At 63.2% G+C, this 22,532-nt stretch carries 21 protein-coding genes; 7 read left to right on the top strand and 14 right to left on the bottom strand.

Features of this window, described 5'->3' with window-relative positions; genetic code table 11:
• Positions 1-66 precede the first annotated feature (66 nt).
• Positions 67-3,039: an HD domain-containing phosphohydrolase gene (locus AACQ43_RS05655; RefSeq protein ID WP_211162454.1), complete on the bottom strand. Its 2,973-nt coding sequence runs from the start codon at positions 3,037-3,039 to the stop codon at positions 67-69.
• 155 nt (positions 3,040-3,194) lie between these two features.
• On the opposite strand from AACQ43_RS05655, the gene AACQ43_RS05650 reads away from it, so the two are divergent.
• Both AACQ43_RS05650 and AACQ43_RS05645 read left to right on the top strand, forming a co-directional pair.
• The gene (locus AACQ43_RS05650; protein WP_168966394.1) at positions 3,195-4,184 is read left to right on the top strand and encodes a luciferase-like monooxygenase; all 990 of its coding nucleotides are present in this window, start codon (positions 3,195-3,197) and stop codon (positions 4,182-4,184) included.
• Positions 4,185-4,407: 223 nt separating this feature from the next.
• Complete coding sequence (locus AACQ43_RS05645; protein WP_017410311.1) at positions 4,408-4,908, top strand: 2TM domain-containing protein; 501 nt, start codon at positions 4,408-4,410, stop codon at positions 4,906-4,908.
• A 257-nt stretch (positions 4,909-5,165) separates the two neighbouring features.
• Here the strand turns inward: AACQ43_RS05645 and AACQ43_RS05640 are convergent, their stop codons facing one another.
• From AACQ43_RS05640 to lptD, 6 genes are read right to left on the bottom strand one after another with little or no spacing between them, the layout of a single operon-like run.
• On the bottom strand, positions 5,166-5,987 hold the full coding sequence (locus AACQ43_RS05640) for a symmetrical bis(5'-nucleosyl)-tetraphosphatase (RefSeq protein WP_011704877.1): 822 nt from the start codon (positions 5,985-5,987) through the stop codon (positions 5,166-5,168).
• Positions 5,988-5,993: 6 nt separating this feature from the next.
• Positions 5,994-6,356 (bottom strand): Co2+/Mg2+ efflux protein ApaG, encoded by a 363-nt coding sequence (gene apaG, locus AACQ43_RS05635; protein ID WP_017410312.1) that lies wholly within the window; start codon positions 6,354-6,356, stop codon positions 5,994-5,996.
• A 4-nt stretch (positions 6,357-6,360) separates the two neighbouring features.
• A complete protein-coding gene (gene rsmA, locus AACQ43_RS05630) occupies positions 6,361-7,188 on the bottom strand; it encodes a 16S rRNA (adenine(1518)-N(6)/adenine(1519)-N(6))-dimethyltransferase RsmA (protein ID WP_044799293.1) in 828 nt (275 codons plus the stop codon).
• A complete protein-coding gene (gene pdxA / locus AACQ43_RS05625) occupies positions 7,178-8,173 on the bottom strand; it encodes a 4-hydroxythreonine-4-phosphate dehydrogenase PdxA (protein ID WP_168966392.1) in 996 nt (331 codons plus the stop codon). The genes rsmA and pdxA overlap by 11 nt, the downstream gene beginning before the upstream one ends.
• Complete coding sequence (gene surA, locus AACQ43_RS05620; protein WP_146062051.1) at positions 8,173-9,471, bottom strand: peptidylprolyl isomerase SurA; 1,299 nt, start codon at positions 9,469-9,471, stop codon at positions 8,173-8,175. Before surA ends, pdxA begins: the two co-directional genes overlap by 1 nt.
• A 30-nt stretch (positions 9,472-9,501) precedes the next feature.
• Complete coding sequence (lptD, locus tag AACQ43_RS05615; protein WP_076362451.1) at positions 9,502-11,934, bottom strand: LPS assembly protein LptD; 2,433 nt, start codon at positions 11,932-11,934, stop codon at positions 9,502-9,504.
• Between the two features lie 174 nt (positions 11,935-12,108).
• Between lptD and AACQ43_RS05610 the strand changes: the two genes are divergently transcribed.
• From AACQ43_RS05610 to djlA, 3 genes are read left to right on the top strand one after another with little or no spacing between them, the layout of a single operon-like run.
• Entirely contained in the window at positions 12,109-13,119 is a 1,011-nt protein-coding gene (locus AACQ43_RS05610) for an aminoglycoside phosphotransferase family protein (RefSeq protein ID WP_168966390.1), read from the top strand.
• Positions 13,116-13,784 (top strand): N-acetylmuramate alpha-1-phosphate uridylyltransferase MurU, encoded by a 669-nt coding sequence (gene murU / locus AACQ43_RS05605; RefSeq protein WP_168966388.1) that lies wholly within the window; start codon positions 13,116-13,118, stop codon positions 13,782-13,784. Before AACQ43_RS05610 ends, murU begins: the two co-directional genes overlap by 4 nt.
• Before the next feature lie 19 nt (positions 13,785-13,803).
• Entirely contained in the window at positions 13,804-14,634 is an 831-nt protein-coding gene (gene djlA / locus AACQ43_RS05600; protein ID WP_168966386.1) for a co-chaperone DjlA, read from the top strand.
• Positions 14,635-14,711: 77 nt separating this feature from the next.
• On the opposite strand, the gene AACQ43_RS05595 is transcribed toward djlA, so the two are convergent.
• The 3 genes from AACQ43_RS05595 to ettA all read right to left on the bottom strand — a co-directional run bounded on the left by AACQ43_RS05595 (position 14,712) and on the right by ettA (position 18,489).
• Positions 14,712-16,055, bottom strand: coding sequence for an NCS2 family permease (locus AACQ43_RS05595; protein WP_005304142.1), 1,344 nt, complete (start codon positions 16,053-16,055; stop codon positions 14,712-14,714).
• A gap of 267 nt (positions 16,056-16,322) precedes the next feature.
• Positions 16,323-16,658: a hypothetical protein gene (locus tag AACQ43_RS05590; protein ID WP_045790534.1), complete on the bottom strand. Its 336-nt coding sequence runs from the start codon at positions 16,656-16,658 to the stop codon at positions 16,323-16,325.
• 163 nt (positions 16,659-16,821) lie between these two features.
• On the bottom strand, positions 16,822-18,489 hold the full coding sequence (gene ettA / locus AACQ43_RS05585; RefSeq protein ID WP_016349627.1) for an energy-dependent translational throttle protein EttA: 1,668 nt from the start codon (positions 18,487-18,489) through the stop codon (positions 16,822-16,824).
• A gap of 240 nt (positions 18,490-18,729) precedes the next feature.
• On the opposite strand from ettA, the gene AACQ43_RS05580 reads away from it, so the two are divergent.
• Both AACQ43_RS05580 and AACQ43_RS05575 read left to right on the top strand, forming a co-directional pair.
• On the top strand, positions 18,730-19,305 hold the full coding sequence (locus AACQ43_RS05580) for a Crp/Fnr family transcriptional regulator (protein WP_168966383.1): 576 nt from the start codon (positions 18,730-18,732) through the stop codon (positions 19,303-19,305).
• A 57-nt stretch (positions 19,306-19,362) separates the two neighbouring features.
• Positions 19,363-19,872, top strand: a complete 510-nt coding sequence (locus AACQ43_RS05575; protein ID WP_168966381.1) for a YgjV family protein — start codon at positions 19,363-19,365, stop codon at positions 19,870-19,872.
• An 87-nt stretch (positions 19,873-19,959) separates the two neighbouring features.
• Here AACQ43_RS05575 and mtnN read toward each other — a convergent pair whose 3' ends face one another.
• The 4 genes from mtnN to AACQ43_RS05555 all read right to left on the bottom strand — a co-directional run bounded on the left by mtnN (position 19,960) and on the right by AACQ43_RS05555 (position 22,501).
• Complete coding sequence (gene mtnN, locus AACQ43_RS05570) at positions 19,960-20,796, bottom strand: 5'-methylthioadenosine/S-adenosylhomocysteine nucleosidase (RefSeq protein WP_168966379.1); 837 nt, start codon at positions 20,794-20,796, stop codon at positions 19,960-19,962.
• Between the two features lie 108 nt (positions 20,797-20,904).
• Positions 20,905-21,759, bottom strand: a complete 855-nt coding sequence (locus tag AACQ43_RS05565; protein WP_029303826.1) for a lytic transglycosylase domain-containing protein — start codon at positions 21,757-21,759, stop codon at positions 20,905-20,907.
• Positions 21,760-21,943: 184 nt separating this feature from the next.
• The gene (locus AACQ43_RS05560) at positions 21,944-22,261 is read right to left on the bottom strand and encodes a hypothetical protein (RefSeq protein ID WP_168965260.1); all 318 of its coding nucleotides are present in this window, start codon (positions 22,259-22,261) and stop codon (positions 21,944-21,946) included.
• Positions 22,262-22,312: 51 nt separating this feature from the next.
• Positions 22,313-22,501 (bottom strand): hypothetical protein, encoded by a 189-nt coding sequence (locus AACQ43_RS05555; RefSeq protein ID WP_011704892.1) that lies wholly within the window; start codon positions 22,499-22,501, stop codon positions 22,313-22,315.
• Between the last annotated feature and the right edge of the window lie 31 nt (positions 22,502-22,532).

Genomic DNA, 22,532 nt, shown 5'->3' with positions numbered 1-22,532 from the left:
GGGCACCGTTATAACCAGCCGGGGGCGTTCAGGCCAGCCCGCAAATGTAAGAAAATATGACCCGGCCTAGGCCAGTGCGGCCAGCAGGGCGCTTTCATCCACGGGATCCAGCTGCTCGGGGGCGAGGAAGCGCTCGGCATAGTCGCGCCAGATGCCGCTGCTGACAAACAGGGCAAACAGGGCGGGATCGATGTGCTGCTCGCGCACCATGCTCTGCATGATGGCCAGCGACTGGGAGACCGTCTTGCCCGATTTGTAGGGGCGATCGCTGGCGGTCAGCGCCTCGAAGATGTCGGCGATGGCCATGATGCGGGCGGGGATGCTCATCTGGCTGCCCAGCAGCTGGCGCGGATAGCCGTTGCCGTCCATTCGTTCGTGGTGGCCGCCAGCAATCTCGGGCACGCTGCGCAGATGGCGGGGGAAGGGGAGACGCTCGAGCATGCGGATGGTCTGGATGATGTGCTCGTTGATCTTGTAGCGCTCCTCCTCGGTGAGGGTGCCGCGACTGATGGCGAGGTTGTAGCGCTCGCCGCGGTTGTAGAGGTGAGTGGGCACTCGCACCTTGAAGCCCCAGGGGTTGTGCTCGTCCAGCTGATCGTGAGCGGGGCGGGGGATTAGGTGGGCGGCCTTGTCCGCCAGCAGGGGTTCGACGCAGGGCAGCGGGGCGGCCGGCTCGCCCTGGCGCAGCTTGAGCTCCTCCCGGCTGATGCCGAGTCGATCGTCCAGGGTGCGCAGCCAGGTGCGGCTGGCGATGGCATCCAGCCTGGCCAGCTTCTCCGGCGCCATCCATTCACCACCGAGGTTGCACTCGGCGACGAAGGCGAACTCCTGGTCCAGGGTGCTCCAGAGCGGGGCCACCTCGCTCCTGGCCGCTTCCCGCTCCGATGCCGGCAGGCGGGCCGCCAGCGCTTCGATGTAGCCGTCGCGCTTGAGCACCTCGAAGCGGGTGCGGATCTCGTGGATCCGGTCGTAGAGGGTTTCCAGCTTGGTGGCCTTGTCCACCACGAACTCGGGGGTGGTCACCTTGCCACAGTCGTGCAGCCAGCTGGCGATATGGATGGCCTCCCACTCCTCCTCGTTGAGCCGAAACTCGGCGAACGGCCCCTGCTGCTGGGCGCAGGCGGCCTCGGTCAGCATCCGGGTCAGCTCAGGCACCCGCTGGCAGTGGCCGCCGGTGTAGGGGCTCTTGGCGTCGATCGCGCCAGCCATCAGCTCGATGAAGGATTCCAGCAGCTGTTTTTGCTCCTCCAGCAGGCGCTGGTTCTCGATGGCGGAGGCCGAGGTGCCCGCCAGCGCCTCGATCAGGCTGATGCGCGAGGCCAACTCGCGGGCCGGGCAGTCAGGCAGGATCAGCAGCAGGCAGCCGCTCAGCTCCTGGCGATGGTTGCGCAGTGGCTCGGCCACCAGCTGGCAGGGGCCGGGGAAGGGGCCCCAGTCGGCCAGATACTGCTGCCAGACACTCTGGTCGATGGCGAGGCTGAGCCGCTCGCCCCGGGCCAGCTCGCCAAACAGGGTCTGCTGCCAGCGGATCTGTCCGGCCGGCAGCGGCGCCTTGCGCCACAGCGCCTGTACCGCCACCATGCCCCGCTCCTGGGCCAGGTAGAGGCACCCCCCTTCGGCCTGCACCGCGGCGATGGTCTCGTGCAGGATGCGGCTGAGCAGGGAGTCGAAGCGGTGTTCGGCTGCCAGCGCCCGCCCCATGTTCATGAAGTTGCCGAGGGTCAGCCGCATGCCGGACATGGTGCGGGCCAGATCGTCGATCTCGCGGATGGCCGACTCGGGGACCTGGCTCTCGCCGAAATCGAAGTGCTGGATCCGCTCAGCCTCCTGGGTGAGCGCCAGCAGCGGGGTGGCGGTGCGTCGCGAAACCAGCCAGATCACCGGCAGCAGCAACAGCAGGCCCGTCAGTGCCCAGCCCAGGTTGACCAGGGCCTCGTCCCGGACCTGTTGATAGAGCAGGTCGGCCGAGACCAGCAGGGCGATATGGAAGGGGGAGTCGGTCCCGAGGGGGGAGAGGTTGACCAGCCAGGAGCTGCCATCGGCGGCGGTCAGGTTGAGCTCCGCTGGCTCGCTCAGCAGGGTGGGCTGGCTGATGATCCGCTGCTGCAGATCCGGCAGGGCCGGATGGGGCAAAGTCGCCAGCATGGGCAGCTGGCTCAGCTGCTCGAAGCTGGGCAGGTGTCTGGGATCGGCGGCGAGCAGGGTGGCGTACTCATCGAACAGGATCACCTGGCTCTGGGCGGGCAGCTGCAGCTTGCCGATCAGGGCCGACAACCCCTCGACGCTGGTGTCGAGCCCGATCACGGCGCGCCGGTCGTCGCTCTCCACCGCCAGCGTCATGCCCGGCTCCTTGGTGGTGAAGAAGAGATAGGGACTGGTGGTAGCGATCCCCGCGCGCCAGCGGGCCTGCTTGTACCAGTCGCGGCTGCGGGGATCGTAGCGGTAGTTCGGCATGGGGCGGCGCTCGAGCAGGGTCAGCCGTTGATCGAAATAGAGAAATTCCCCCTTGCCCTGGCTGAGGCTCTGCACCAGCAGGGTACTGGCGGCCGGTACGCCGCCCAGCTGGGCTCTGGCCCGCTCGGTGAGCTTGCGCACCAGAAAGAAGTCGCCATCCTCGTAGCCGGCGTAGACGGCCCCATAGCTGGGGCTGTTGGCCAGCACCTCCGCCAGTTGCGGCAGATAGGCCAGGCGTTCGGTCAACGTGGTCATGGCGGCCAGCTGGCCGCTGCGCAACAGGCTGAGCGACATGCGGGCCGGCCGCTCGTTCAGTTGCAGGGCGAGGGCCAGCTGCTGGCGATACTGCAGGAAGTTCTGTCGCTCGTGCTCCAAACCCTGGCGCGCCCCTTGCTGGAACTGCAAGGCGATGAGGGCGCAGCCAAGCAGAGTAAACAGCAGGATGAAGAGGGTGGCGATATGCACGTAGAAGGGTTTACGACCTGGCCTGGCAGTTGTCATGGACACATCCTTGTCACACGGGCGATTGCAGAGACGATCAGCTTGCAGTGTGCCAACAGGATGACAGAAAACACAATAACCCATTCATGGATATCGGGATGTGGCTGACGGAAACGGCGCCTGCCAGGGCTATCGGCGCTCGCTCCGGCCAATTTTGCCGGCTGATCACGTGATTCATTCAGGTATCCCGTGCTACATTGCCCCACTTGTTACTGGTCTGTGAATCAATGGAGTGACCCATGTCTGCCATCCCCTATTCCGTACTCGATCTGGTGCCCGTGGCTGAAGGTTCCCAGCCGGCCGAGTCGTTTCGCCGCTCGCTGGATCTGGCCCGTCATGCCGAACGCCTGGGTTATTGCCGCTACTGGCTGGCCGAGCACCACAACATGCCGGGCATCGCCAGCGCCGCCACCTCGGTGCTGATCGGTCATCTGGCCGGCGGCACCAATACCCTGCGCATCGGGGCCGGCGGCATCATGCTGCCGAACCATTCGCCGTTGGTCATCGCCGAGCAGTTCGGCACTTTGGCTTCGCTCTATCCGGATCGCATCGATCTCGGGCTTGGCCGTGCGCCGGGCACCGATCAGCGCACCATGCGGGCGCTCAGACGCCAGCGCAGCGGTGAGGTGGATGACTTCCCTGCCGATGTGCGCGAGCTGATGGATTACTTTGGCGACGAGGTGGGGGCGGTGCAGGCGGTACCGGGGCAGGGGCTGCATCTGCCCATCTGGCTGCTGGGTTCCAGCCTCTACAGCGCCCAGCTGGCGGCGGCCATGGGGCTGCCGTTCGGCTTTGCCTCCCACTTCGCCCCCGCCATGCTGTTGCAGGCGCTGGAGATCTACCGCGCCCAGTATCGCCCTTCCACCCGCTGGCCCAAGCCCCATGCGGTGGTCTGCATCAACATGATCGCCGCCGACAGCGAGCGGGAGGCGCGCTTCCAGTTCACCACCCTGCAACAGCAGTTCCTGCGCCTGCATCGGGGCAACGCAGGCAAGCTGCCGGCCCCCGTCATCGAGCTGGGAGAGGAGTGGTCGGAGCGCGAGCTGCTGGCCATGGAGCAGACCCTGGCCCGTTCGCTGGTGGGCAACCCGGACCAGGTGCGTCACGGCCTCAAGGCGCTGCTGGCGGAAACCCGGGCCGACGAGCTGATGTTCAACGGTCCCATCGTCGATCATCAGGCTCGTCTGCGCTCTTTCGAGATTGCCGCCGAGTTGATGCAGGAGTTATAAGCTCGCCTGCTCGATACCAAGGCGCTATCTTGCACAAAGCACCTCTGTCGTCCTGCTGTCAGGTGGGGCGTCGTGGGGAGGGAAGGCTGGTTTTTTGAGCACTCTCTTTTATCTAATGCACTGAATCCAAAGGAAAGTCAGGTTGGTGTCAGGGCGCTGTCGTGGTGCATGGCACCCGCCGGCCCCTATGCTGGCCCCGTCAATCAACCACAAGGAGTTCGAGATGATCGTCAGGAAGTTGAGATTGCAGCGGGGCTGGTCACAGGAGCAGTTGGCCGCCTTTACCGGCCTGAGCGTTCGCACCATTCAGCGGATCGAGCAGGGCCAGCAGCCCGGACTGGAATCCCTCAAGGCCCTGGCCGCCGTCTTTGAGCTCGAAGTGGCGCAACTTGACGGTACAAGCCAACAGGAGCACGAGATGAGAGGGAGTGACACGATGGAACGGGATGAGATTCGGGTATCGGTAGAAGAGCGGGCCGCCATGCGCTATGTGGAGGGGCTCAAGGGCTTCTATTACCACATTGCCAGCTACCTGCTGGTGATTTGCGGGCTGTTTGTCATCAACTACCTGAGCAACCCGGGCTATATCTGGGCTTGGTGGCCGGCGCTGGGTTGGGGGCTCGGACTGATCTCCCATGCCATCAATCTGTTCCAGCCGTTCAAGCTGTTCGGCCCCGAGTGGGAGCGGCAGCAGATCGAGAAGCGGTTGGGGCGCAAGCTCTAGGGTGAGCGATGCACCATAACAAAACGGGCCCGGCAATGCCGGGCCCGTTTTGTTTTGCAGTCTACCTGGCGTTGGCAGGACTGTGAGTGACGAGCCGCGCGTCATCTTCATAGTGCCACCGGGTGAGGCCCTGATTGCTCAGATGCAGTCCTCTTATCGTCACTTTGCGTAAGTGGGACAGGGGGTGGCGATCAGGGCATCATCTTCATAGCGCCACAGGGTGAGGCCCTGATTGCTCAGACGCAGTCCCCTTATCGTCACTTGGCGTAAGTGGGGCAGGGGGTGGCGATCAGGGCGTCATCTTCATAGCGCCACAGGGTGAGGCTGTTGCCCCAGACACAGCCGGTGTCCAGCGCCTTGATGTCCTGCTTGCCGGTGTTGCCCATCAGGGCCGCCCAGTGGCCGAACACCAGGATGGGGTCATCCACATGGTGCTCGCGCTGCTCGAACCAGGGACGCAGGCCCGGGGTCGACTCCTTGGGGCCCTTCTTGCATTTGAAGTCGAGCCGGCCGTCGAAATAGCAGAAGCGCATCCGGGTGAAGGTGTTGATGATGTAGCGGTAGCGCTCGATCCCGACCAGATCGTCCTGCCAGCCATCCGGCTGATCGCCATACATGTTGTGCAGCAGCCACTGGTACTGATCGCCGCGCAGCAGGCTCTCCACCTCGCGGGCGCAGTTGCGGGCAGTGCGGGCGTCCCACGCCGGGGAGATGCCGGCATGCACCATCATGATGGGCAGGTCGGGGTGCTCCGCCAGCAGCGGACGATGGCGCAGCCACTCCAGCAGTTCGTCCCGGTCCGGTGCCTCCATCAGCTCCTGCAGCTTGTCCTTCTTCTTGAGCGGGGCGACGCCATCGGCGACCGCCAGCAGGTGCAGATCGTGGTTGCCGAGCACGGTGACGGCCCGGTTGCCCAGCCCCTTGACGAAGCGTAGGGTATTGAGAGAGTCCGGGCCGCGGGCGACCAGATCGCCGCACAGCCAGAGTACGTCGTTAGCGGGATCGAACTCGGCCAGATCCAGCAGACGGCGCAAGTCGTCGTAACAGCCCTGGATATCGCCAACAAAACAGTTCGCCATGAAACCTCAGTTGATAATGTGGGGGACGGCCAGCGTAAAGGGCGCGATGGGCGCCTCGAATTGCTGCCCCGACTCGTCTTGCAGGGTATAACTCCCTTCCATCACCCCGAGCGGGGTGGCCAGCGGTACGCCGCTCTGATAGCTGAAGGTCTCTCCCTCTGCGATCACCGGCTGCTCGCCGACCACGCCGGGGCCTTCGACTTCCAGCATCTTGCCATTGGCATCGGTGATGAGCCAGCGCCGGTGCAGCAGCTGCGCCGGGCCCGGCCCCAGGTTCTCGATCTCGATGAGATAGTGGAACTGGTAAGGGTCTTTGGAATCCGCCACATAACGGGGGTATGGGCGGATCACGATGTGCGGAGTGGCCACGGGATCAGGCCTGTTGCTGATCTGCCAGCCAGTTGGCGATCATGACGAACTGCTCGAGGGAGAGATTCTCCGGGCGCAGGTTGCCATCGATACCAAGCTCCGTCAGCTGGGCGTCCGTGATGAAGTTGGAGAAGCTGTTGCGAATGGTCTTGCGACGCTGGCCGAAGCCCTCGGTGCAGACCCGGTTCAGGCAACGAATGTCTTTTGCGACGATGGTCGGGTTCTTGTGCGGGATCAGACGCACCACGGCGGAATCCACCTTCGGTGCCGGCTTGAAGGCGCCAGGGCCCACTTCCAGCACAGGCACTACCTGGCAGTAGTACTGGGTCATCACGCTCAGCCGGCCATAGGCCTTGCTGCCGGGACCAGCGGCCAGACGCAGGACCACCTCCTTTTGCAGCATGAAGTGCATGTCCTCTACCCGGTCGGCGAACTCGCACAGGTGGAAGATGAGCGGGGTGGAGATGTTGTAGGGCAGGTTGCCGAAGATGCGCAGCGGCCCCTTGCCTTCCCCCATCAGGGTACCGAAGTCGAAGCGCATGGCATCCGCTTCGATGACGGTCAGCTTGTCCTTTAGGGTCGGGTGCTCACGCAGACGCGCCGCCAGATCCCGGTCCAGCTCGACCACGGTCATCTTGTCCATCTGGGAGGCGACCGGCTCGGTTAGCGCGGCCAGACCCGGGCCGATCTCCACCAGGTTCTGACCCGGCTGGGGATTGATGGCGGCCACGATCTGATCGATCACGTAGCGATCGTGCAAGAAGTTCTGACCGAAACGCTTACGGGCGGTGTGGCCCATATGCACCTTGTTGCTCTGCACCTTACTGCTCATATCTTTTTTTCTCTACCATCTTGATGGCGTGGTTGATCGCGGTGATCAGGCTGCCCGAGTCGGCGAGGCCCTTGCCTGCCAGATCCAGTGCGGTGCCGTGATCCACCGAAGTGCGGATGAAAGGAAGTCCAAGGGTGATATTGACCGAACTGCCGAAGCCCTTGTATTTGAGCACGGGCAGCCCCTGGTCGTGGTACATGGCGAGTACCGCATCCGCATCCTTGAGGTATTTGTCCTGGAACAGGGTATCGGCCGGCAACGGGCCGACCAGATCGATCCCCTCCTGGCGAAGGCCTGCCAGGGCGGGTTCGATCACGTCAATCTCTTCACGGCCGAGATGGCCGCCTTCCCCGGCGTGGGGGTTGAGGCCGCAGACGTAAATGCGGGGCTTGGCGATGCCGAATTTGCTCTTGAGATCCGCATCCAGGATGCGGATCACCTTGCCGAGCCGATCCTCGGTGATGGCCATCGCCACATAGGCCAGCGGAATGTGGGTGGTCGCCAGCGCGACCCGCAGCCCCTCGGTCGCCAGCAGCATCACCACGTCGGCGGTGCCCGACTGCTGGGCGAAGAACTCGGTGTGACCGCTGAACGAGACGCCAGCCTGGTTGATGATCCCCTTGTGCACCGGCCCGGTCACCACGGCGGCAAATTCGCCGCTCATGTTGCCGTCGCAGGCGCGTTGCAGGGTGGCCAGCACGTAGGTGCCGTTGCCCTCGTCGAGCATGCCCGGCACCACGGCGGCGCCGAGGGGAACCGGACAGACGGTCAGGGTGCCCGCCCGCTGCGGGCGGGCAGGCTGGTCGGTATCATAGGGCTGCAGCTCGACGGGCAGCCCCAGCAGGGCAGCCCGCTCGCGCAGCAGCGCCGGATCGGCGATCACCACCAGCTGGTGCGGCCAATCCTGCTGGGCAATCTGCAGCACCAGATCCGGACCGATCCCGGCCGGTTCACCCGGGGTGATGGCGAGACGACGACAACTCATCAGCTGCCGGCGCCTTCGATCTGGATGTAGGCCTCGTCACGCAGCTCGTCCAGCCAGGCCTGGGACTCTTCGGTGAAGCGACGGTTGTAGATCAGCTGATAGGCACGCTGCTCCTGGGCCTTGTTGGTGGCATCCTGGCTGCGGCGCTCTTCCAGCTGAACGATGTGCCAGCCGTGGGTGGTGCGGAAGGGTTCGCTGATCTGGCCCGGTTGCAGGCGGTTGACCATGTCGCGGAACTCCGGCACATAGACGTTGGGATCGGACCAGCCCAGCTCGCCACCCTGCACCGCAGAACCCGGATCTTCGGAGTACTTCTCCGCCAGGCTGGCAAAGCTGGCCTTGCCGCTCTTGATGTCGTGCAGGATGCCGTCCAGCATGCCCTTGGCTTTTTCTTCGCTCAGGATGATGGAGGGCTTGATCAGGATGTGGCGGGCGCGCACTTCGGTCTGCACGACCTGCTGCTGGCCCTTGGTGTCGAACACCTTGATGATGTGCAGGCCGGCACCAGAACGCAGCGGTCCGATGATGTCGCCCTTCTTGGTGCCTTGCACGGCCTCGGCCATCAGGGTCGGCATCTCTTGCGGGCTCATCCAGCCCCAGTCACCCCCTTCCAGCGCCTTGGGTCCGCTGCTCTCGGCAATGGCCATCTTGCGGAAGTCGGCGCCCTGCTTGAGGGCGGCCAGGATGCGTTCAATCTTGCTCTTGGCGGCGTTAAGCTGCTCGGCACTCGGGTTGTCCGGCAGGGCAACCTGGATGTGGCCGACATGGTATTGCTGCTGTTGCTGACCCTGCTTGGCGAGGATGTCGACCACCTGCTTCACCTCCTGTTCGGAGATGTTGATTCGGCGGCGCACCTGGTTGCGGCGCACCTCGTTCATCAGGATCTCGCGGCGCACCTCTTCCCGATACTGGGCATAGGTCAGCCCTTCACGGGCCAGTTGGGCTCGCAGCTGATCCAGGGTCATCTTGTTGTCGGCGGCGATGCTCTGGATGGCCTGCTCCAGCTGGGTATCGCTGATCTTGAGGCCCTGACGATCCGCCAGTTGCAGCTGCAGGCTCTCCTGGATCAGCCGATCCAGCGCCTGTTTGCGCAGGGTGGCGTCATCGGGCAGGGACTGGCCGCTCTCCTGGGCAGAGGCTTTCACCTTCTGAACCAGGGCTTCCTGCTGGCTGGCCAGCACCACATCCTTGTTGACCACGGCAAGCACCTTGTCCATCAGTTCGGGGGCGGCGAAGGCACCCTGGCTCATGGCTCCGAATAGGCCTGCAGTCAGCAGGGAAATCAACGTCTTCTTCATATCCATCTCTCAAGGCGTTTGCCAGACCGCTTATTGGTCTCGCAGGTTAAACGGACGAATGTAAGGCAGTGCTTCGGTGTCCAGGGAGGTGCCCTTGGAGCCGGTACCCACGCTACCCAATCCTTTCATTTCAAACTGAATACCCAGACTGCGCTCCGAGGTCGGACGCATGGTCACGTTGTCCGGAGTGTTGACCCACTCCAGGTTGAAGTTGATGCTCCAGCAGCAGGAGTCGTACTTCAGGCCTACCTTGCGATCAGACTTCACGCTCTGATTCAGCTCCTGATAGTAACCCCCGTACAGGTGCCACTGGTCGTTGAGCGGGGTGGTCAACAGCAGGCCGATCTGGTTGAGGTCGGTTACCTGTCCCTTGTTTTCAAGATCGTAGTTGGCATCGCGTACGAAACGATGGTTCAGCTGGCTGATCAGCTTCTCGCGGCGATACTCGATGGCGCTGTTGGCGGAGCTGAGCCGGCTCTGGTCCACATCATATTGCGCGCCGGCATGGGCAAACCACTGCTCGTTGATCTTGGCATCCCCCTCGAAGGAGAGCGGAGAACGAGTGTTGGTGTTCAGGGTCTCGCTGGGATAGAGCTTGACCCTGGGCGCAACAAAATCGAAAGCTTGGGCAACGGCCAGCCGAATTCGTTCATCACCGACCTCATCATACACCCGGCTGGTGAGGCCGATGGAGACTCTGTTGGAGTCGCTGATACGATCCAGACCCGCGTAGCGGCGGTCGCTGAACAGGCTGTAGTAGTCCTGGCGCATGCTGGTGGAGTCGTAGACACCTATGTTGTCCTGGTTCTTGTAGGGCACATAGAGGTACTGGAACTCCGGCTCCAGAGTCTGGTTGGCATCGCCGCCGAACCAGTTCTGGTTGCGCTCGAAGGTCATGCCACCCTTGAGGCGGAAGGAGGGCAGGGTGCGGGTGATGATCCCTTCGTCCAGGGTGACCCCGTTGCCGTTTTCAGGAGTAAAGCGGCTGACAAAGGTCTGGCTCATGTTGTCCGGCACTTCCTGATCGTAACGGGTGTACATCAGCTTGTACTGGCTGTCGAGGTAGTAGCCTGCCTCGTTGATGAGCGGCATGGTCAGGGTCGGGGCCGTGTAGACCCGGGTGCCGGTGTAGGCGCTGCCCTTGTTCTCGGCGATGGCCTGAGCGTTGTTGTAGCCGAATTTGGTGATCTCGGTGTTCCAGGCGAGATCGTACCAGCTGCCTTGCTGGTAATAGTTGTGGTCGATGCGCGGCATCAGCTCGTGGGGCTGCTGGGCGCTGGCCAGCAGGATCTGGTAGGTGCGCACCTCGGTGTTGATGTTCCAGTTGGGCTGGAAGTAACCGGCCATCAGGGACTGCTGCAACTGGTTCTCGACCTGAGTGCCCACCTTGGGGGAGAAGTCGTTGAAGTAGTTGTAATCCCGATCCCGCACCTTGGTGTAGTCGAGCGACACCCGCATGGCGTTGTCGGCAAACAGCGAGGTGTGGTTGGCGTTGAGCAGGTAACGGTGACCGTCGGACATGGCCTGGTTGAGGCTCGGGGTCTCGTCGTACTGCTTGTCGTTGGCCAGGTTCTCGAAATAGAGGCTGCCGACGTGGGCCGGATCCGGCATGTAGCGGAACTGCACCTGCTCCATCAGGCCCCGTCTGTCCATGAAGCGGGAGGTGATGGTGGCATCGTAGTTCGGCGCTATGTTCCAGTAGAACGGCTGGGTGATGTCCATGCCGTTCTTGGAGCTCTGGGTATAACCCGGGTAGAGCAGGCCAGTCTTGCGCTCATCCTTGATGGGGAAGTTGATGTACGGGAAGTAGAACACCGGGTAGTCGTAGAGCCAGAGACTGGCGTTCCAGGCCTCCCCGAACACTTCGGTCTGATCGATGTCGATGCTGCCCGCTTTCAGGGTCCACACTTCCTGACCCGGCGGGCAGGTGGTGTACTGGGCCCCTTCCAGGGTGATGTTCTGGTTGTTGTTGGTCATGGTGACCCGGTCGGCTGAGCCGCGCACCGGCGAGCCATGCACCTGATACTTGCCCTCTTCCAGCTCGGAGTTCTTGGTATCCAGGTTGGATTTCAGGGTCTTGTCGCTGGTGACCGTGATCTGGCCGTCGTTGTAGTAGATGTTGCCGATGGCGATGACGTCCCGGCTCTTCTGATCGAGCTCGGCGTAGTCGGAATCGAACTTGCGCACGCCCTGGCGCACCTTGACGTCGCCCTGGTAGACGGCGGTGCCGCCCTGCTTGGCTTCGAGCCGATCGGCATCCACTTCCACGGGTTGGGCGTTGGCGTCCTTGCCGGGCGCCAGCTTCTCAATCTTGGGGACATAGTCATAGCAGAGCCCGTCCAGGATCCCGGTGGCGGGCGGCGGCGTCAGCGGCGCCGCCTGCACGATGGCCGGGGTCAGGGCTGGAACAAGGCTGATGGTCAGGGCGATGGGATAGGAGTATCCCAGTGTCCGTTTTGTCATGTGAAAGACTCGCGCAATCCGTGGTAGCTACGGCTGATTCAAGACATGCATTTTACGACAGGATTCATCGAGTTGACATTGCATGTCATTGCTTTATGTTAGCCGGCAATGATAAAGCATTATTGCGGCCAGGGCTAACAGCCAAGTGCTGCTTTCCAATTTGGTCCCCGACTTATGCACGATCGCGATTCCCTCTTGTTGCACTGGGCGCGCCGGATTTCCGGTGATGCCAGCCTGCAGTTGACCCTCATTTCCGGTGACGCCAGTTTTCGCCGCTACCACCGTGGCGGTGGTCTGATCTGGGTGGATGCCAATCCTAAAACCGAAAAGAATCATGAGTTTGTCCGTAATGCCTCGGCTCTGCACGCCGGTGGTCTGCTGGCCCCCGAGGTGCGGGCGGTGGATTACGAGCAGGGGCTGCTGGCGGTGACGGATCTGGGGGATACCCAGCTTATCGGCTGCCTGAACGCAGACAACGTGCTGGCCTGGTACGGTAAGGCCATCGCGCTGCTGCCGGCCCTGGGGGCGGTTACGCTGGATCTCGAACCCTTCGATACGGCCTTTATGGCGCGGGAGAACAGTATTTTCCCCGAGTGGCTGCTTGGTCACCATCTGCAACTGACCCTGAGCGATGAAGAGCAGCAGTTGCTGGCTGAGACCTTCGCCTGCCTCACCGAGAACAACCTGGCCCAGCCGCAGGGGGTGATGCACCGGGATTTTCACAGCCGCAACCTGATGGTGTGCGGCGGCGAGACCCCGGCCGACAGCCGGCTGGCGGTGATCGACTTCCAGGACATGGTCATAGGTCCGCTCAGCTATGACCTGGTCTCGCTGCTGAAAGACTGCTACGTGCGCTGGCCGGACGCGGTGATCGAACAGGGCATGCGGCAGGGCTTCGATACCCTGCGGCAGGCCAATCTGCTGGGCGAGCTCGATTACGCCGCGTTTCGTCGTTCAGCTGATCTTACCGGCATGCAGCGTCACCTCAAGGCGGCGGGCATCTTCACTCGTCTCTACCACCGCGATGGCAAGTCCGGTTACCTCAAGGACATTCCCCGCACCCTCGGCTATGTGGTGGATGTCTGCCACAGCCATGGCGCTACCTACCCGGCGCTGGCCCGCTTCGGCCAGTGGTTGGAGCAGGTGGTGCTGCCCGGGCTGGCCCGCAGCGGAGTAACGTCATGAAGGCGATGATCCTGGCCGCCGGTCGCGGCGAGCGGATGCGCCCACTCACCGACAGTCTGCCCAAGCCGCTGCTGGCAGTGGGGGGCAAGCCGCTCATCGTGCACCATATCGAAAAGCTCAAGGATGCTGGTGTGACCAACCTGGTCATCAATCACGCCTGGCTCGGCCACAAGCTGGTGGCCGTGCTCGGTGATGGCAGTGCGCTCGGGGTGTCCATCCACTGGTCGGCCGAGGAGAGTGCGTTGGAAACCGCCGGCGGCATCATTCAGGCGCTGCCGCTGCTGGGAGATGAGCCGTTTCTGGTGATCAACGGCGATACCTGGCTCGATCTGGACTATCGCACTCTGGTGAGCCAGCCACTGGACACGGATCTGGCCCACCTCTGGCTGGTACCCAACCCGCCGCAGCATCCGGCAGGGGACTTTGCGCTGCAGGCGGGCAAGGTGGTCGATACCCCGGCGCTGACTTTCAGCGGAGTCGGGCTCTATGATCCCGCCGCCTTTGCCGGATTCACGCCGGGGGCGCGCAAGCTGGCGCCCCTGCTGCGCGACTGGATGGCACAAGGCCGGGTGGGCGGCAGCCTGCTGGCCGGCGAGTGGCGTGACATCGGCACGGTGGCGCGGTTGCAGGCGCTGGACGATCAGTTGCAAGGACACACTCATTAATTTCACGAGGTCTTGAACCATGCGTATTTGGGGTAAGGTGCTTGGCGCCTTCTTCGGTTTTCTGCTCGGCAACATCTTCGGTGCCCTGCTTGGCCTCTGGATCGGCCACCGTTTCGACCGTGGCATGGGCTTGAATTTTCGCCGCGCGCCTACCCAGCAGCAACAGGCAGTCTTCTTCCACGCCACCTTCGCCGTCATGGGCCACATCGCCAAGGCGAGCGGCCAGGTGACCGAGCAGGAGATCCGGGTCGCCTCCAACCTGATGGACCGGATGCGGCTGGCAGGGGAGCAGCGGGCTCGCGCCCAAGAGTCGTTCCGCCAGGGCAAGGAGGCGGACTTCCCGCTGCGGGAGACCCTGGCCGAGTTTCGCCGTGCCAGCCAGGGCCAGCGCGATATCCTGCGCTTCTTCCTCGAGGTGCAGCTGCAGGCCGCCTTCGCCGATGGCAAGGTCGAGGCCAACGAGCGTGCCATCTTGCACACCATCGCCGAGGAGCTGGGCTTCAGCCGCATCGAGCTGGCCCGCATTCTGGCGATGGCCGAGGCGCAGATGAACTTCTTCAACCGGGCGCACGGTGGCCAGTATCAGGATGGCGGGCACGGCGGGCAGCAGTACCGGCAGGAGGCGCCCTCCCGTGACCGGCTCAAGGATGCCTACCAGCTGCTGGGGGTGAGCGAGAGTGACAGCGATCAGGAGATCAAGCGCGCCTATCGCAAGGAGATGAGCAAGCATCACCCGGACAAGCTGGCCGCCAAGGGCTTGCCGCCGGAGATGATGGAGATGGCCAAGGAGAAGACCCAGGAGATCCAGCAGGCCTGGGAGTGGATCCGCGAAGCGCGCGGCATTCGCTGAGCGCCACTTCGTCAGCCATAAAAAAATGCCCGTCGCTGACGGGCATTTTTGTTTGCGCAGTATTTGTGCGTCGCGGCTTAGTGGCTGTCGACCCAGACGAACTTGAGCACGAACAGCAAGGCCACCACCAGCACGCAGGGGTTGATCTCGCGCCAGCGGCCGGTACCCGCCTTCATCACGCAGTAGGAGATGAAGCCGACGGCGATCCCCTCGGTGATGGAGAAGCTGAACGGCATCATCACCGCGGTCATGAAGGCCGGCACCGCTTCGGTCAGATCTTCCCACTTCACCCGGGTCAGCTCGGAGCACATCAGCACGCCCACGTAGATGAGGGCGCCCGCCGCCGCGTAGGCAGGCACCATGGCTGCCACCGGAGAGAAGAAGATCGCCAGCAGGAACAGCAGGCCGACCACGATGGCGGTGAGGCCGGTACGGCCGCCGACGGCGACGCCGGAGCTGCTCTCGATGAAGGCGGTGACCGAGGAGGTGCCCATGAAGGCGCCGCCGACGGAGCTGGCGCTATCCACCAGCAAGGCCTGCTTCATGCGCGGGAAGTGACCCTTGTCATCGGCCAGCTTGGCACGGTTGGTGACGCCGATCAGGGTGCCGGAGGAGTCGAACAGGTTGACCAGCATGAAGGAGAAGATGATCCCGGCCAGGCTGATGTCGAGCGAGCCCATCAGGTCCAGCTGGCCAAACACCGGCTCTATGCTGGGGGGCATGGAGACGAAGCCCTTGAAGGTGACGTCGCCAAACAGCCAGCCCAGGGTGGTGGTCACCACGATGGCGATCAGCACGGCGGAGTGGACGCCGCGGGCGGAGAAGATGCAGATCAGGAAGAAACCGAGCAGCCCCAGCAGGCAGGGCAGGGAGGTGAGGTTGCCCACCGTCACCATGGTAGCGGGGCTGGCGACCACGATGCCGGCGTTGTGCAGGCCGAGCAGGGCGATCAGCAGACCGATGCCGGCGGTGATACCGACCCGCAGGGTGAGCGGAATGTTGGCGATGAGCCAGTAGCGTACCCGCAGCAGGGTGAGGATCAACAGGCCCATGGCACCCCAGAAGATGGTGCCCATGCCCACTTGCCAGGAGTAGCCCATGCCGGCCACCACCACGAAGGCGAAGAAGGCGTTGAGGCCCATGGCCGGTGCCAGCGCGATGGGCAGGTTGGCGAGCAGACCCATCAGGATGCTGCCGATGCCGGCGATGAGGCAGGTGGTGACGAACACGGCCTGGGTGTCCATGCCGGCCGCAGAGAGGATCTGCGGGTTGACGAAGACGATATAGACCATGGTCAGGAAGGTGGTGATGCCGGCGATCACTTCGGTGCGGGCGTTGGTGCCATGGCCCTTCAGGGCAAACAGACGCTCAAGCAATCCTTGCCCGGCGGCCTGTGCGGGGGCCTGGTGTGGTTGATTCATGTTGGATTCCAATAGGTGACTTGAAATAAGCAGCAGGCGAAGAGCCGGTCCCATCCATGCGGGCGTGATGCCCTGTTTCTGGTGGTTAAACAGCCAGACTCGTCCTGATACCGTGACAACGCGCACATTTTTACACAGGCGGCGCCGTTTACAAACCCCGGATCTGCGAGGCGGATCAATGAATAGAGCAAAAATTCAAACGTTTGCTTTTTCGCCAACAAAAAAGGTTCTCGTCGGAGAACCTTTTTGGCGCAGAGAGGGCAGAGCTCAGAGGGTTTTGAAATAGCGCTCTACCAGTTGGGCCAGCACGGAGTCGAGGGTCTCCTGCACTTCCCCCAGCTCACGCCCCAGGCGGCGCAGAAACAGGCTGGCCTGCTCCTCGGTCAGCTTGCGGCCGTCGATGAAAAACTCCTGCTCCGGCAACTGCTTGTCATAGCGGGGCAGCAGGGTCCAGTTCACCAGCTCCGGCTCCACGGCGGCGAAGATCTTGGCGGCGGCGGTGCAGAAGGTCTCGATGTGCGCCTTGCCGTCCGGCCCGAGGCAACCGGGCTCGACCCGGATCTGGATGGTCAGTTTCTTCTCTGTGGTGGGCTGGGTCGTCATCTTGCTACATCCATGCATAAGGTATCCGTCTTGGATTGTAAGCGATCGGGCACAAGAAAGGGGAGCCTGGGCTCCCCTTGTCGCATGTACCGGTTTACTTGGCGATTCGCTTGTCGTGGTGGGAACGGTGCGGCTGATGCAGCAGCCGCACTTGTTTGCCCTGTTACTTGGCGATGCGCTTGTACTTGGCGCGATGCGGCTGGATGGCCTCGGCGCCGTAGGTCTTCTTTTTCCACTCTTCGTATTCGGTGAAGTTGCCCTCGAAGAAGGCGATCTTGCCCTCGTCCTGGTAGTCCAGGATGTGGGTGGCGATGCGGTCGAGGAACCAGCGGTCGTGGGAGATGACCATGGCGCAACCCGGGAACTCCAGCAGGGCGTTCTCGAGGGCGCGCAGGGTTTCGATGTCCAGATCGTTGGTCGGTTCATCCAAGAGCAGCACGTTGCCGCCGGTCTGCAGCAGCTTGGCCAGGTGCAGGCGGCCGCGTTCACCACCGGACAGCTCGCCAACCCGCTTCTGCTGATCGGCGCCCTTGAAGTTGAAGCGGCCGATGTAGGCCCGGCTCGGGAACTCGTAGTTGCCGATGCGCAGGATGTCCTGGCCGTCGGCGACTTCCTCGAACACCGTCTTCTTGTCGTTCATGCTGTCGCGGAACTGATCCACCGAGGCCAGCACCACGGTCTCACCCAGGGTGATGGAGCCGGAGTCCGGCTGCTCCTGACCCGACATCATGCGGAACAGGGTCGATTTACCGGCACCGTTCGGACCGATGATGCCGACGATGGCCCCCTTCGGAATGGAGAAGGAGAGATCGTCGATCAGCTGGCGGTCACCGTAGGACTTGCAGAGGTTGGCCACCTCCACCACCTTGTCGCCGAGGCGCGGTCCGGGCGGAATGAACAGCTCGTTGGTCTCGTTGCGCTTCTGGTAGTCGTTGGTGTTGAGCTCCTCGAAGCGAGCCATACGGGCCTTGGACTTGGCCTGACGGCCTTTCGGGTTCTGGCGAACCCACTCCAGCTCTTTCTCGATGGACTTGCGACGAGCCGCTTCCGTGCTGGCTTCCTGCGCCAGACGGGCGTCTTTCTGCTCCAGCCAAGAGGAGTAGTTGCCCTCCCACGGGATCCCTTCGCCGCGGTCCAGCTCCAGGATCCAGCCGGCCACGTTGTCGAGGAAGTAACGGTCGTGGGTGATGGCCACGACTGTGCCCTCGTAGTCGTGCAGGAAGCGCTCCAGCCAGGCCACGGATTCCGCATCTAGGTGGTTGGTCGGTTCGTCCAGCAGCAGCATGTCCGGCTTTTCCAGCAGCAGGCGGCACAGCGCCACCCGGCGGCGCTCACCACCGGAGAGGTGCTTGATCTGGGCATCCCAGGCCGGCAGGCGCAGGGCGTCGGCCGCGCGCTCCAGCTGGTTTTCCATGTTGTGGCCACCCTGGGCCTGGATGATGGCTTCCAGCTCGCCCTGTTCGCGGGCCAGCTTGTCGAAATCCGCATCCGGGTCGGCGTAGGCCGCATAGACCTCGTCCAGTCGGGCCATGGCGCGTTTCACTTCGCCGACCGCCTCTTCGACCGCTTCGCGCACGGTCTGCTCCGGATCCAGCTTCGGCTCCTGCGGCAGGTAGCCAATCTTGATGCCGGGCTGCGGACGGGCTTCCCCTTCGATCTCGGTATCGATGCCTGCCATGATGCGCAGCAGGGTCGATTTACCGGCGCCGTTCAGACCCAATACGCCGATCTTGGCGCCCGGGAAGAAGGAGAGGGAGATGTTCTTGAGAATATGACGCTTGGGCGGCACTACCTTGCCGACCCTGTTCATGGTGTAAATAAATTGAGCCATTGGCTAATTCTCTTCCTTTTCAGCAGGTTAATGTCTTGACACTAACAGACTGATGTCGTGGTGGGGCCAGGTCGACGCAGGTCAACCGGGTTCCAAAAAACCCGTCGATTGTAAACCAATGGGCGAGGGGGGGCAAAGGTGGCACCCGGTCGGCCATTCCCTTTGCCGGGGCCATCACAGCCTGCTGCAACGGGGCGCCAAACTTGGCATGATGAAGGCCCTGTTTGCCCCGGAGTTTGCATGACCAGCCTGCCTTCAGCCCCGCCTCTGGCGGCCACCCTCGCCGCCATGGGGCTGTCACCCGTCATCGGTGAGCCGCTTGCCGCCAGCCTGCTCCGTTTGACCTTGCAGCCGGGTCAGCCGCTGCTGGCCCAGGGGGCGATGCAGGAGTCGGCCTTCTACCTCGAGCGAGGCATCGCCCGCGCCTGTCACTACGCCTGGGACGGGCAGGAGCGCTGCAAGGAGTTCTACTTCGAAGGGGAGCTCTGTCTGCTCTACGACAGCTGGCTCACCGGGTCGCCTGCCCGCTACCAGCTGGAGGCCGTCACGGCGCTGCAGCTGGTGCGGGTACCGCTCGCCCTGCTGGACGAGCCCGCCTGGCAGCCGGTCTGCATGGCCCTGTTGCGCCAGCAGCTGTGCTACAAGGAGCGCAAGGAGGCCTTCTTGCTGCTGCACTCCCCCGAAGAGCGCTACCGGGAGCTCTGCCGCACCTTCCCCCACTGGCCGGCGCGGCTCACTCAGGTGCAACTCGCCAACTACATCGGCATCAGCCCGGTCACCCTGTCGCGGATCCGCCGGCGCATTAACACGGGTTAATGCCGCGCTGCGTCCATTCCCGCCATGCTGGGCCCCTCGAACAAGCCTGGAGTGGGGATGATGTCGCTGTTTTTGTGGTCACAACTGGTGGTGAGTCTGGCGCTGCTGCTGGATCTGCTGTCGTTTCAGCTGCGGACGCGCCGGGCCATTCTGGCCTGTCTGGCGCTCTCCTGCGCCCTCAATGGCGCCCATTTCGCGCTGCTGGGACAAGCGTCGGCCGCCCTGCTGCTCTGGCTGGCGAGCCTGCGCTTCGTGGTCAGCATGCTGGCCACGCGTCGCCTCTTGATGTGGCTCTTTATGGGGTTGTCCTGCCTCGCGGTGCTCGCCACCTATCAGGGACCGCTCGCCTTGCTGGGGTTGCTGGCCAGCCTGCTGCAGACCCGGGCTGCGTTTTGCCTAGATGATCGCCTGCTGCGGCGCTGGATGCTGCTGGGTACCCTCTGCTGGCTGGTCAACAACCTGCTGGTGGGGTCGCCCGTGGCGGCGCTGATGGAGGGGCTGTTTCTGGTCAGCAATCTGGTGGGCTACTACCGCCACTATGGGCGCAGGGCATGTCCGGGGAGTTGATATCGGCTGCGGGAGAAACCGTGGGGCAAGTCCTGCCTGATAGGGATTACAAAGTAGAGAGGCCGCTATAGTGGCCTCTCTGGCTTATCAGGCTTTGTTGAAGCCGTTGATGAGGGCCTTTGCGTAATCGATGACGAACTGCTGGCAGTGGATGGCGGTCTGCGGATCGAACTCCTCGCCGTGCAGATCGGTGTTGGAGAGTACCCGGATACCCACGAAGGGCACCTTGTAAGCCTCTGCCACCAGGGCGGCGGAGGAGGTTTCCATCTCTTCCGCGGCAGTCTGGTAAGTCTGATGCAGCCAGTTGATGCGGGCGACCTGGCGGTTCCACTCGTCGGCGGTGCCTATGATGCCGGGGACCACCCGACCGTGACGATAACGGTCAGCGATGCCGAGGGCGCGGCCAACCAGCTCGGTATCGCCGGCAAAGGAGGTGTGTTCCACCAGCTTGCCGTTGTCGCGTAGGCGCATGGTGACCTCGAAGTTGTGCCATCTGCTCGGGTCGACGCCCTGCTCGGCCGGTGTCAGGTCACTGCGATAGGCCCCCATGTTGAAGCTCTTGGTGCCGATGACGATGTCACCCCGGTGCAGCGCCGGATTGTGGCCGCCCGCCGTGCCCTGATTGATGACGAGGCGCGGCTGGAAGCGCTCCATGGCGAGGGTGGTGGCCGCGGCGGCATTGGCCAGTCCCACCTCGGTGCGGGAGACGACCACCGGATAACCCGAGAGGGTGCCCTGCCAGTAGGTCCAGGCGCCCACGGTCAGCTCTTGCTTGTCCTTGAGGGCGGCCACCAGAGTCTCGACTTCGACATCCATCGCCCCCTGGATCAGGATGGGGGCGGGGGCCGGCTTGGCCGCCACGACGGTGGAGGAGAAGAGGGCAAACAGGGTGAGCAGGCGCGAGCAGCGTTTGATGAAATTCATGGATTACCTGTAGAACGTGCGAGAAAGCGCCGGATCCTACTGGAAGGCAAACGATTGCGCAAATGCGGGTGTGGTTTTTGTCAATAGCGGGCCGCCAGTGAGCCTGGCTCAGGGCTGCTTGTGGCCGGCGAAGTAGAGCACCCGCCGCACATATTGCTGGGTCTCCTGATAGGGGGGGATGCCGCCATACTGCTCCACCGATTTTTCGCCGGCGTTGTAGGCCGCCGACATCAGGGTCCAGTTGCCGTCGAAGTGGGTGTGCAGCCACTTGAGATAGGCCACGCCGCCCTTGATGTTCTGCTCCGGATCGAAGGGGCGAGTCACCCCGAAGCGCTGCTGGGTCTCGGGAATGAGCTGCATCAGCCCCTGGGCATTCTTGGGAGAGACGGCGCGGCTGTCGAGGTTGGATTCGGCGATGGCGATGGCCAGCACCAGCCGCTCGTCGATGCGATGGCGCTTGGCGGCGTGGCGCAGCATGGTGGCCAGCTTCTGCTTGGCGGGCGACTGGCGGGCCAGATAGGCCTCCAGATTGAAGGGGGTGGTGGGAATGGCGGCGAAGTAGCCGCCGGATCCACCGACGCCGCTGCCGCATTGATCCCCCATCACGGCATTGCCGACCCGGCTGTTGTAGTAGCGGGCGGCCTGCTGGTTGCCAAGGCGGATCGCCATGGCCAGGTAGGCGTTGGCCATGCGGGGGTTGCGAACCGAGCCCGGGCCGGTGGCGAGCAGGCGGCCGATGCGAAAGTAACCTTCCGGGTTACCCGTGGTGGCGGCGGCGCAGTAGAAGTGGATGGCCTGGGTCAGGTTGCCCTGACTCTGTGCCTGCTGACCTTTCTTCAGTGCGCTGAGCGCCTTGGGCGCCTGTCTGAAATCCCTGCTTTGCGCCGCTGCCTGCCCGGTGCCGGCCAGCAACAGCGATAAAAAAAGCAGCAAAAACAGCCTGTTTTCGCTGGAACTCGACATGGATTCTCTCCTGTTGGGGTACAGAAGATATAGGGGAACATGGCCTGCTCCGCCATTAATCCAGTGGATCCTGTTGTTATGGATCCGGGTATCCAGAGATCAAAACGGTATGGAACCAATGACCGAAGCTGATGCGGCAGGGGTTGGCGACGGCTCATAAGGGTCGCCGCCAGCAAAGGGGTTGCTAGATAAGCTGCCCCTGTCCAGGCTCGGCACCATCGGCACCATCGGCACCATCGGCACCATCGGCACCATCGGCACCATCGGCACCATCGGCACCATCGGCACCATCGGCACCATCAATACCGTCAGCGCCATCAATACCATCAGCATCGTCCATGCCGTCGGCACTGGCATCACTGCCCGGTTCCGGGAGCCACTGGCCATTGTCCGCAGGCGGACAGTCATCACCGGCCGGACAGGGCGTGCGGGCCAGCAGCGGGGAGCCGTGCAGGCAGCCAAGCAGCAACAGCAGAGAGTAGAGGGTACGAGTCGGTTTCATGGAATTGACCAGGCATAAACAAGGAGAGAAGAGAGGGGCCTTGCTGGCCCCTCAGACGTCGAGGTGATAGGGCTGCTCGTCCGGCTCGGCGGCGGGCAGCTGGCGATACATCAGGCGAATTTCGCTCGCCACCCAGAGCGAGAGCAGGCCGAGCAGGCTCAGCAGCGGCGCCAGGGTGTGGCTCTGTTGCAGTCCGTAGGCAGACAGGGCTGCGCCCAGCAACAGCAGAATACGGATCATGAGGTGGCTCCTTCTCATCATGGTGAGGGCG

This window comes from Aeromonas sp. DNRA1, assembly GCF_963888745.1.
GTDB classification, from domain to species: Bacteria; Pseudomonadota; Gammaproteobacteria; order Enterobacterales; family Aeromonadaceae; genus Aeromonas; species Aeromonas hydrophila.
The sequence above is the reverse complement of the archived record's forward strand: the minus strand, read 5'-3'. Positions and strand labels throughout refer to the sequence as shown.

Coding starts and splice junctions, on each gene's coding strand:
- lptD (WP_076362451.1), bottom strand. CDS start 11,934: ATGACAAAACGGACACTGGGATACTCCTATCCCATCGCCCTGACCATC.
- AACQ43_RS05640 (WP_011704877.1), bottom strand. CDS start 5,987: ATGGCGAACTGTTTTGTTGGCGATATCCAGGGCTGTTACGACGACTTG.
- pdxA (WP_168966392.1), bottom strand. CDS start 8,173: ATGAGTTGTCGTCGTCTCGCCATCACCCCGGGTGAACCGGCCGGGATC.
- AACQ43_RS05655 (WP_211162454.1), bottom strand. CDS start 3,039: ATGGGTTATTGTGTTTTCTGTCATCCTGTTGGCACACTGCAAGCTGAT.
- AACQ43_RS05560 (WP_168965260.1), bottom strand. CDS start 22,261: ATGAAACCGACTCGTACCCTCTACTCTCTGCTGTTGCTGCTTGGCTGC.
- AACQ43_RS05595 (WP_005304142.1), bottom strand. CDS start 16,055: ATGAATCAACCACACCAGGCCCCCGCACAGGCCGCCGGGCAAGGATTG.
- AACQ43_RS05555 (WP_011704892.1), bottom strand. CDS start 22,501: ATGATCCGTATTCTGCTGTTGCTGGGCGCAGCCCTGTCTGCCTACGGA.
- rsmA (WP_044799293.1), bottom strand. CDS start 7,188: ATGAGCAGTAAGGTGCAGAGCAACAAGGTGCATATGGGCCACACCGCC.
- AACQ43_RS05590 (WP_045790534.1), bottom strand. CDS start 16,658: ATGACGACCCAGCCCACCACAGAGAAGAAACTGACCATCCAGATCCGG.
- mtnN (WP_168966379.1), bottom strand. CDS start 20,796: ATGAATTTCATCAAACGCTGCTCGCGCCTGCTCACCCTGTTTGCCCTC.
- AACQ43_RS05580 (WP_168966383.1), top strand. CDS start 18,730: ATGACCAGCCTGCCTTCAGCCCCGCCTCTGGCGGCCACCCTCGCCGCC.
- surA (WP_146062051.1), bottom strand. CDS start 9,471: ATGAAGAAGACGTTGATTTCCCTGCTGACTGCAGGCCTATTCGGAGCC.
- AACQ43_RS05565 (WP_029303826.1), bottom strand. CDS start 21,759: ATGTCGAGTTCCAGCGAAAACAGGCTGTTTTTGCTGCTTTTTTTATCG.
- AACQ43_RS05575 (WP_168966381.1), top strand. CDS start 19,363: ATGATGTCGCTGTTTTTGTGGTCACAACTGGTGGTGAGTCTGGCGCTG.
- AACQ43_RS05610 (WP_168966390.1), top strand. CDS start 12,109: ATGCACGATCGCGATTCCCTCTTGTTGCACTGGGCGCGCCGGATTTCC.
- AACQ43_RS05650 (WP_168966394.1), top strand. CDS start 3,195: ATGTCTGCCATCCCCTATTCCGTACTCGATCTGGTGCCCGTGGCTGAA.
- ettA (WP_016349627.1), bottom strand. CDS start 18,489: ATGGCTCAATTTATTTACACCATGAACAGGGTCGGCAAGGTAGTGCCG.
- AACQ43_RS05645 (WP_017410311.1), top strand. CDS start 4,408: ATGATCGTCAGGAAGTTGAGATTGCAGCGGGGCTGGTCACAGGAGCAG.
- djlA (WP_168966386.1), top strand. CDS start 13,804: ATGCGTATTTGGGGTAAGGTGCTTGGCGCCTTCTTCGGTTTTCTGCTC.
- murU (WP_168966388.1), top strand. CDS start 13,116: ATGAAGGCGATGATCCTGGCCGCCGGTCGCGGCGAGCGGATGCGCCCA.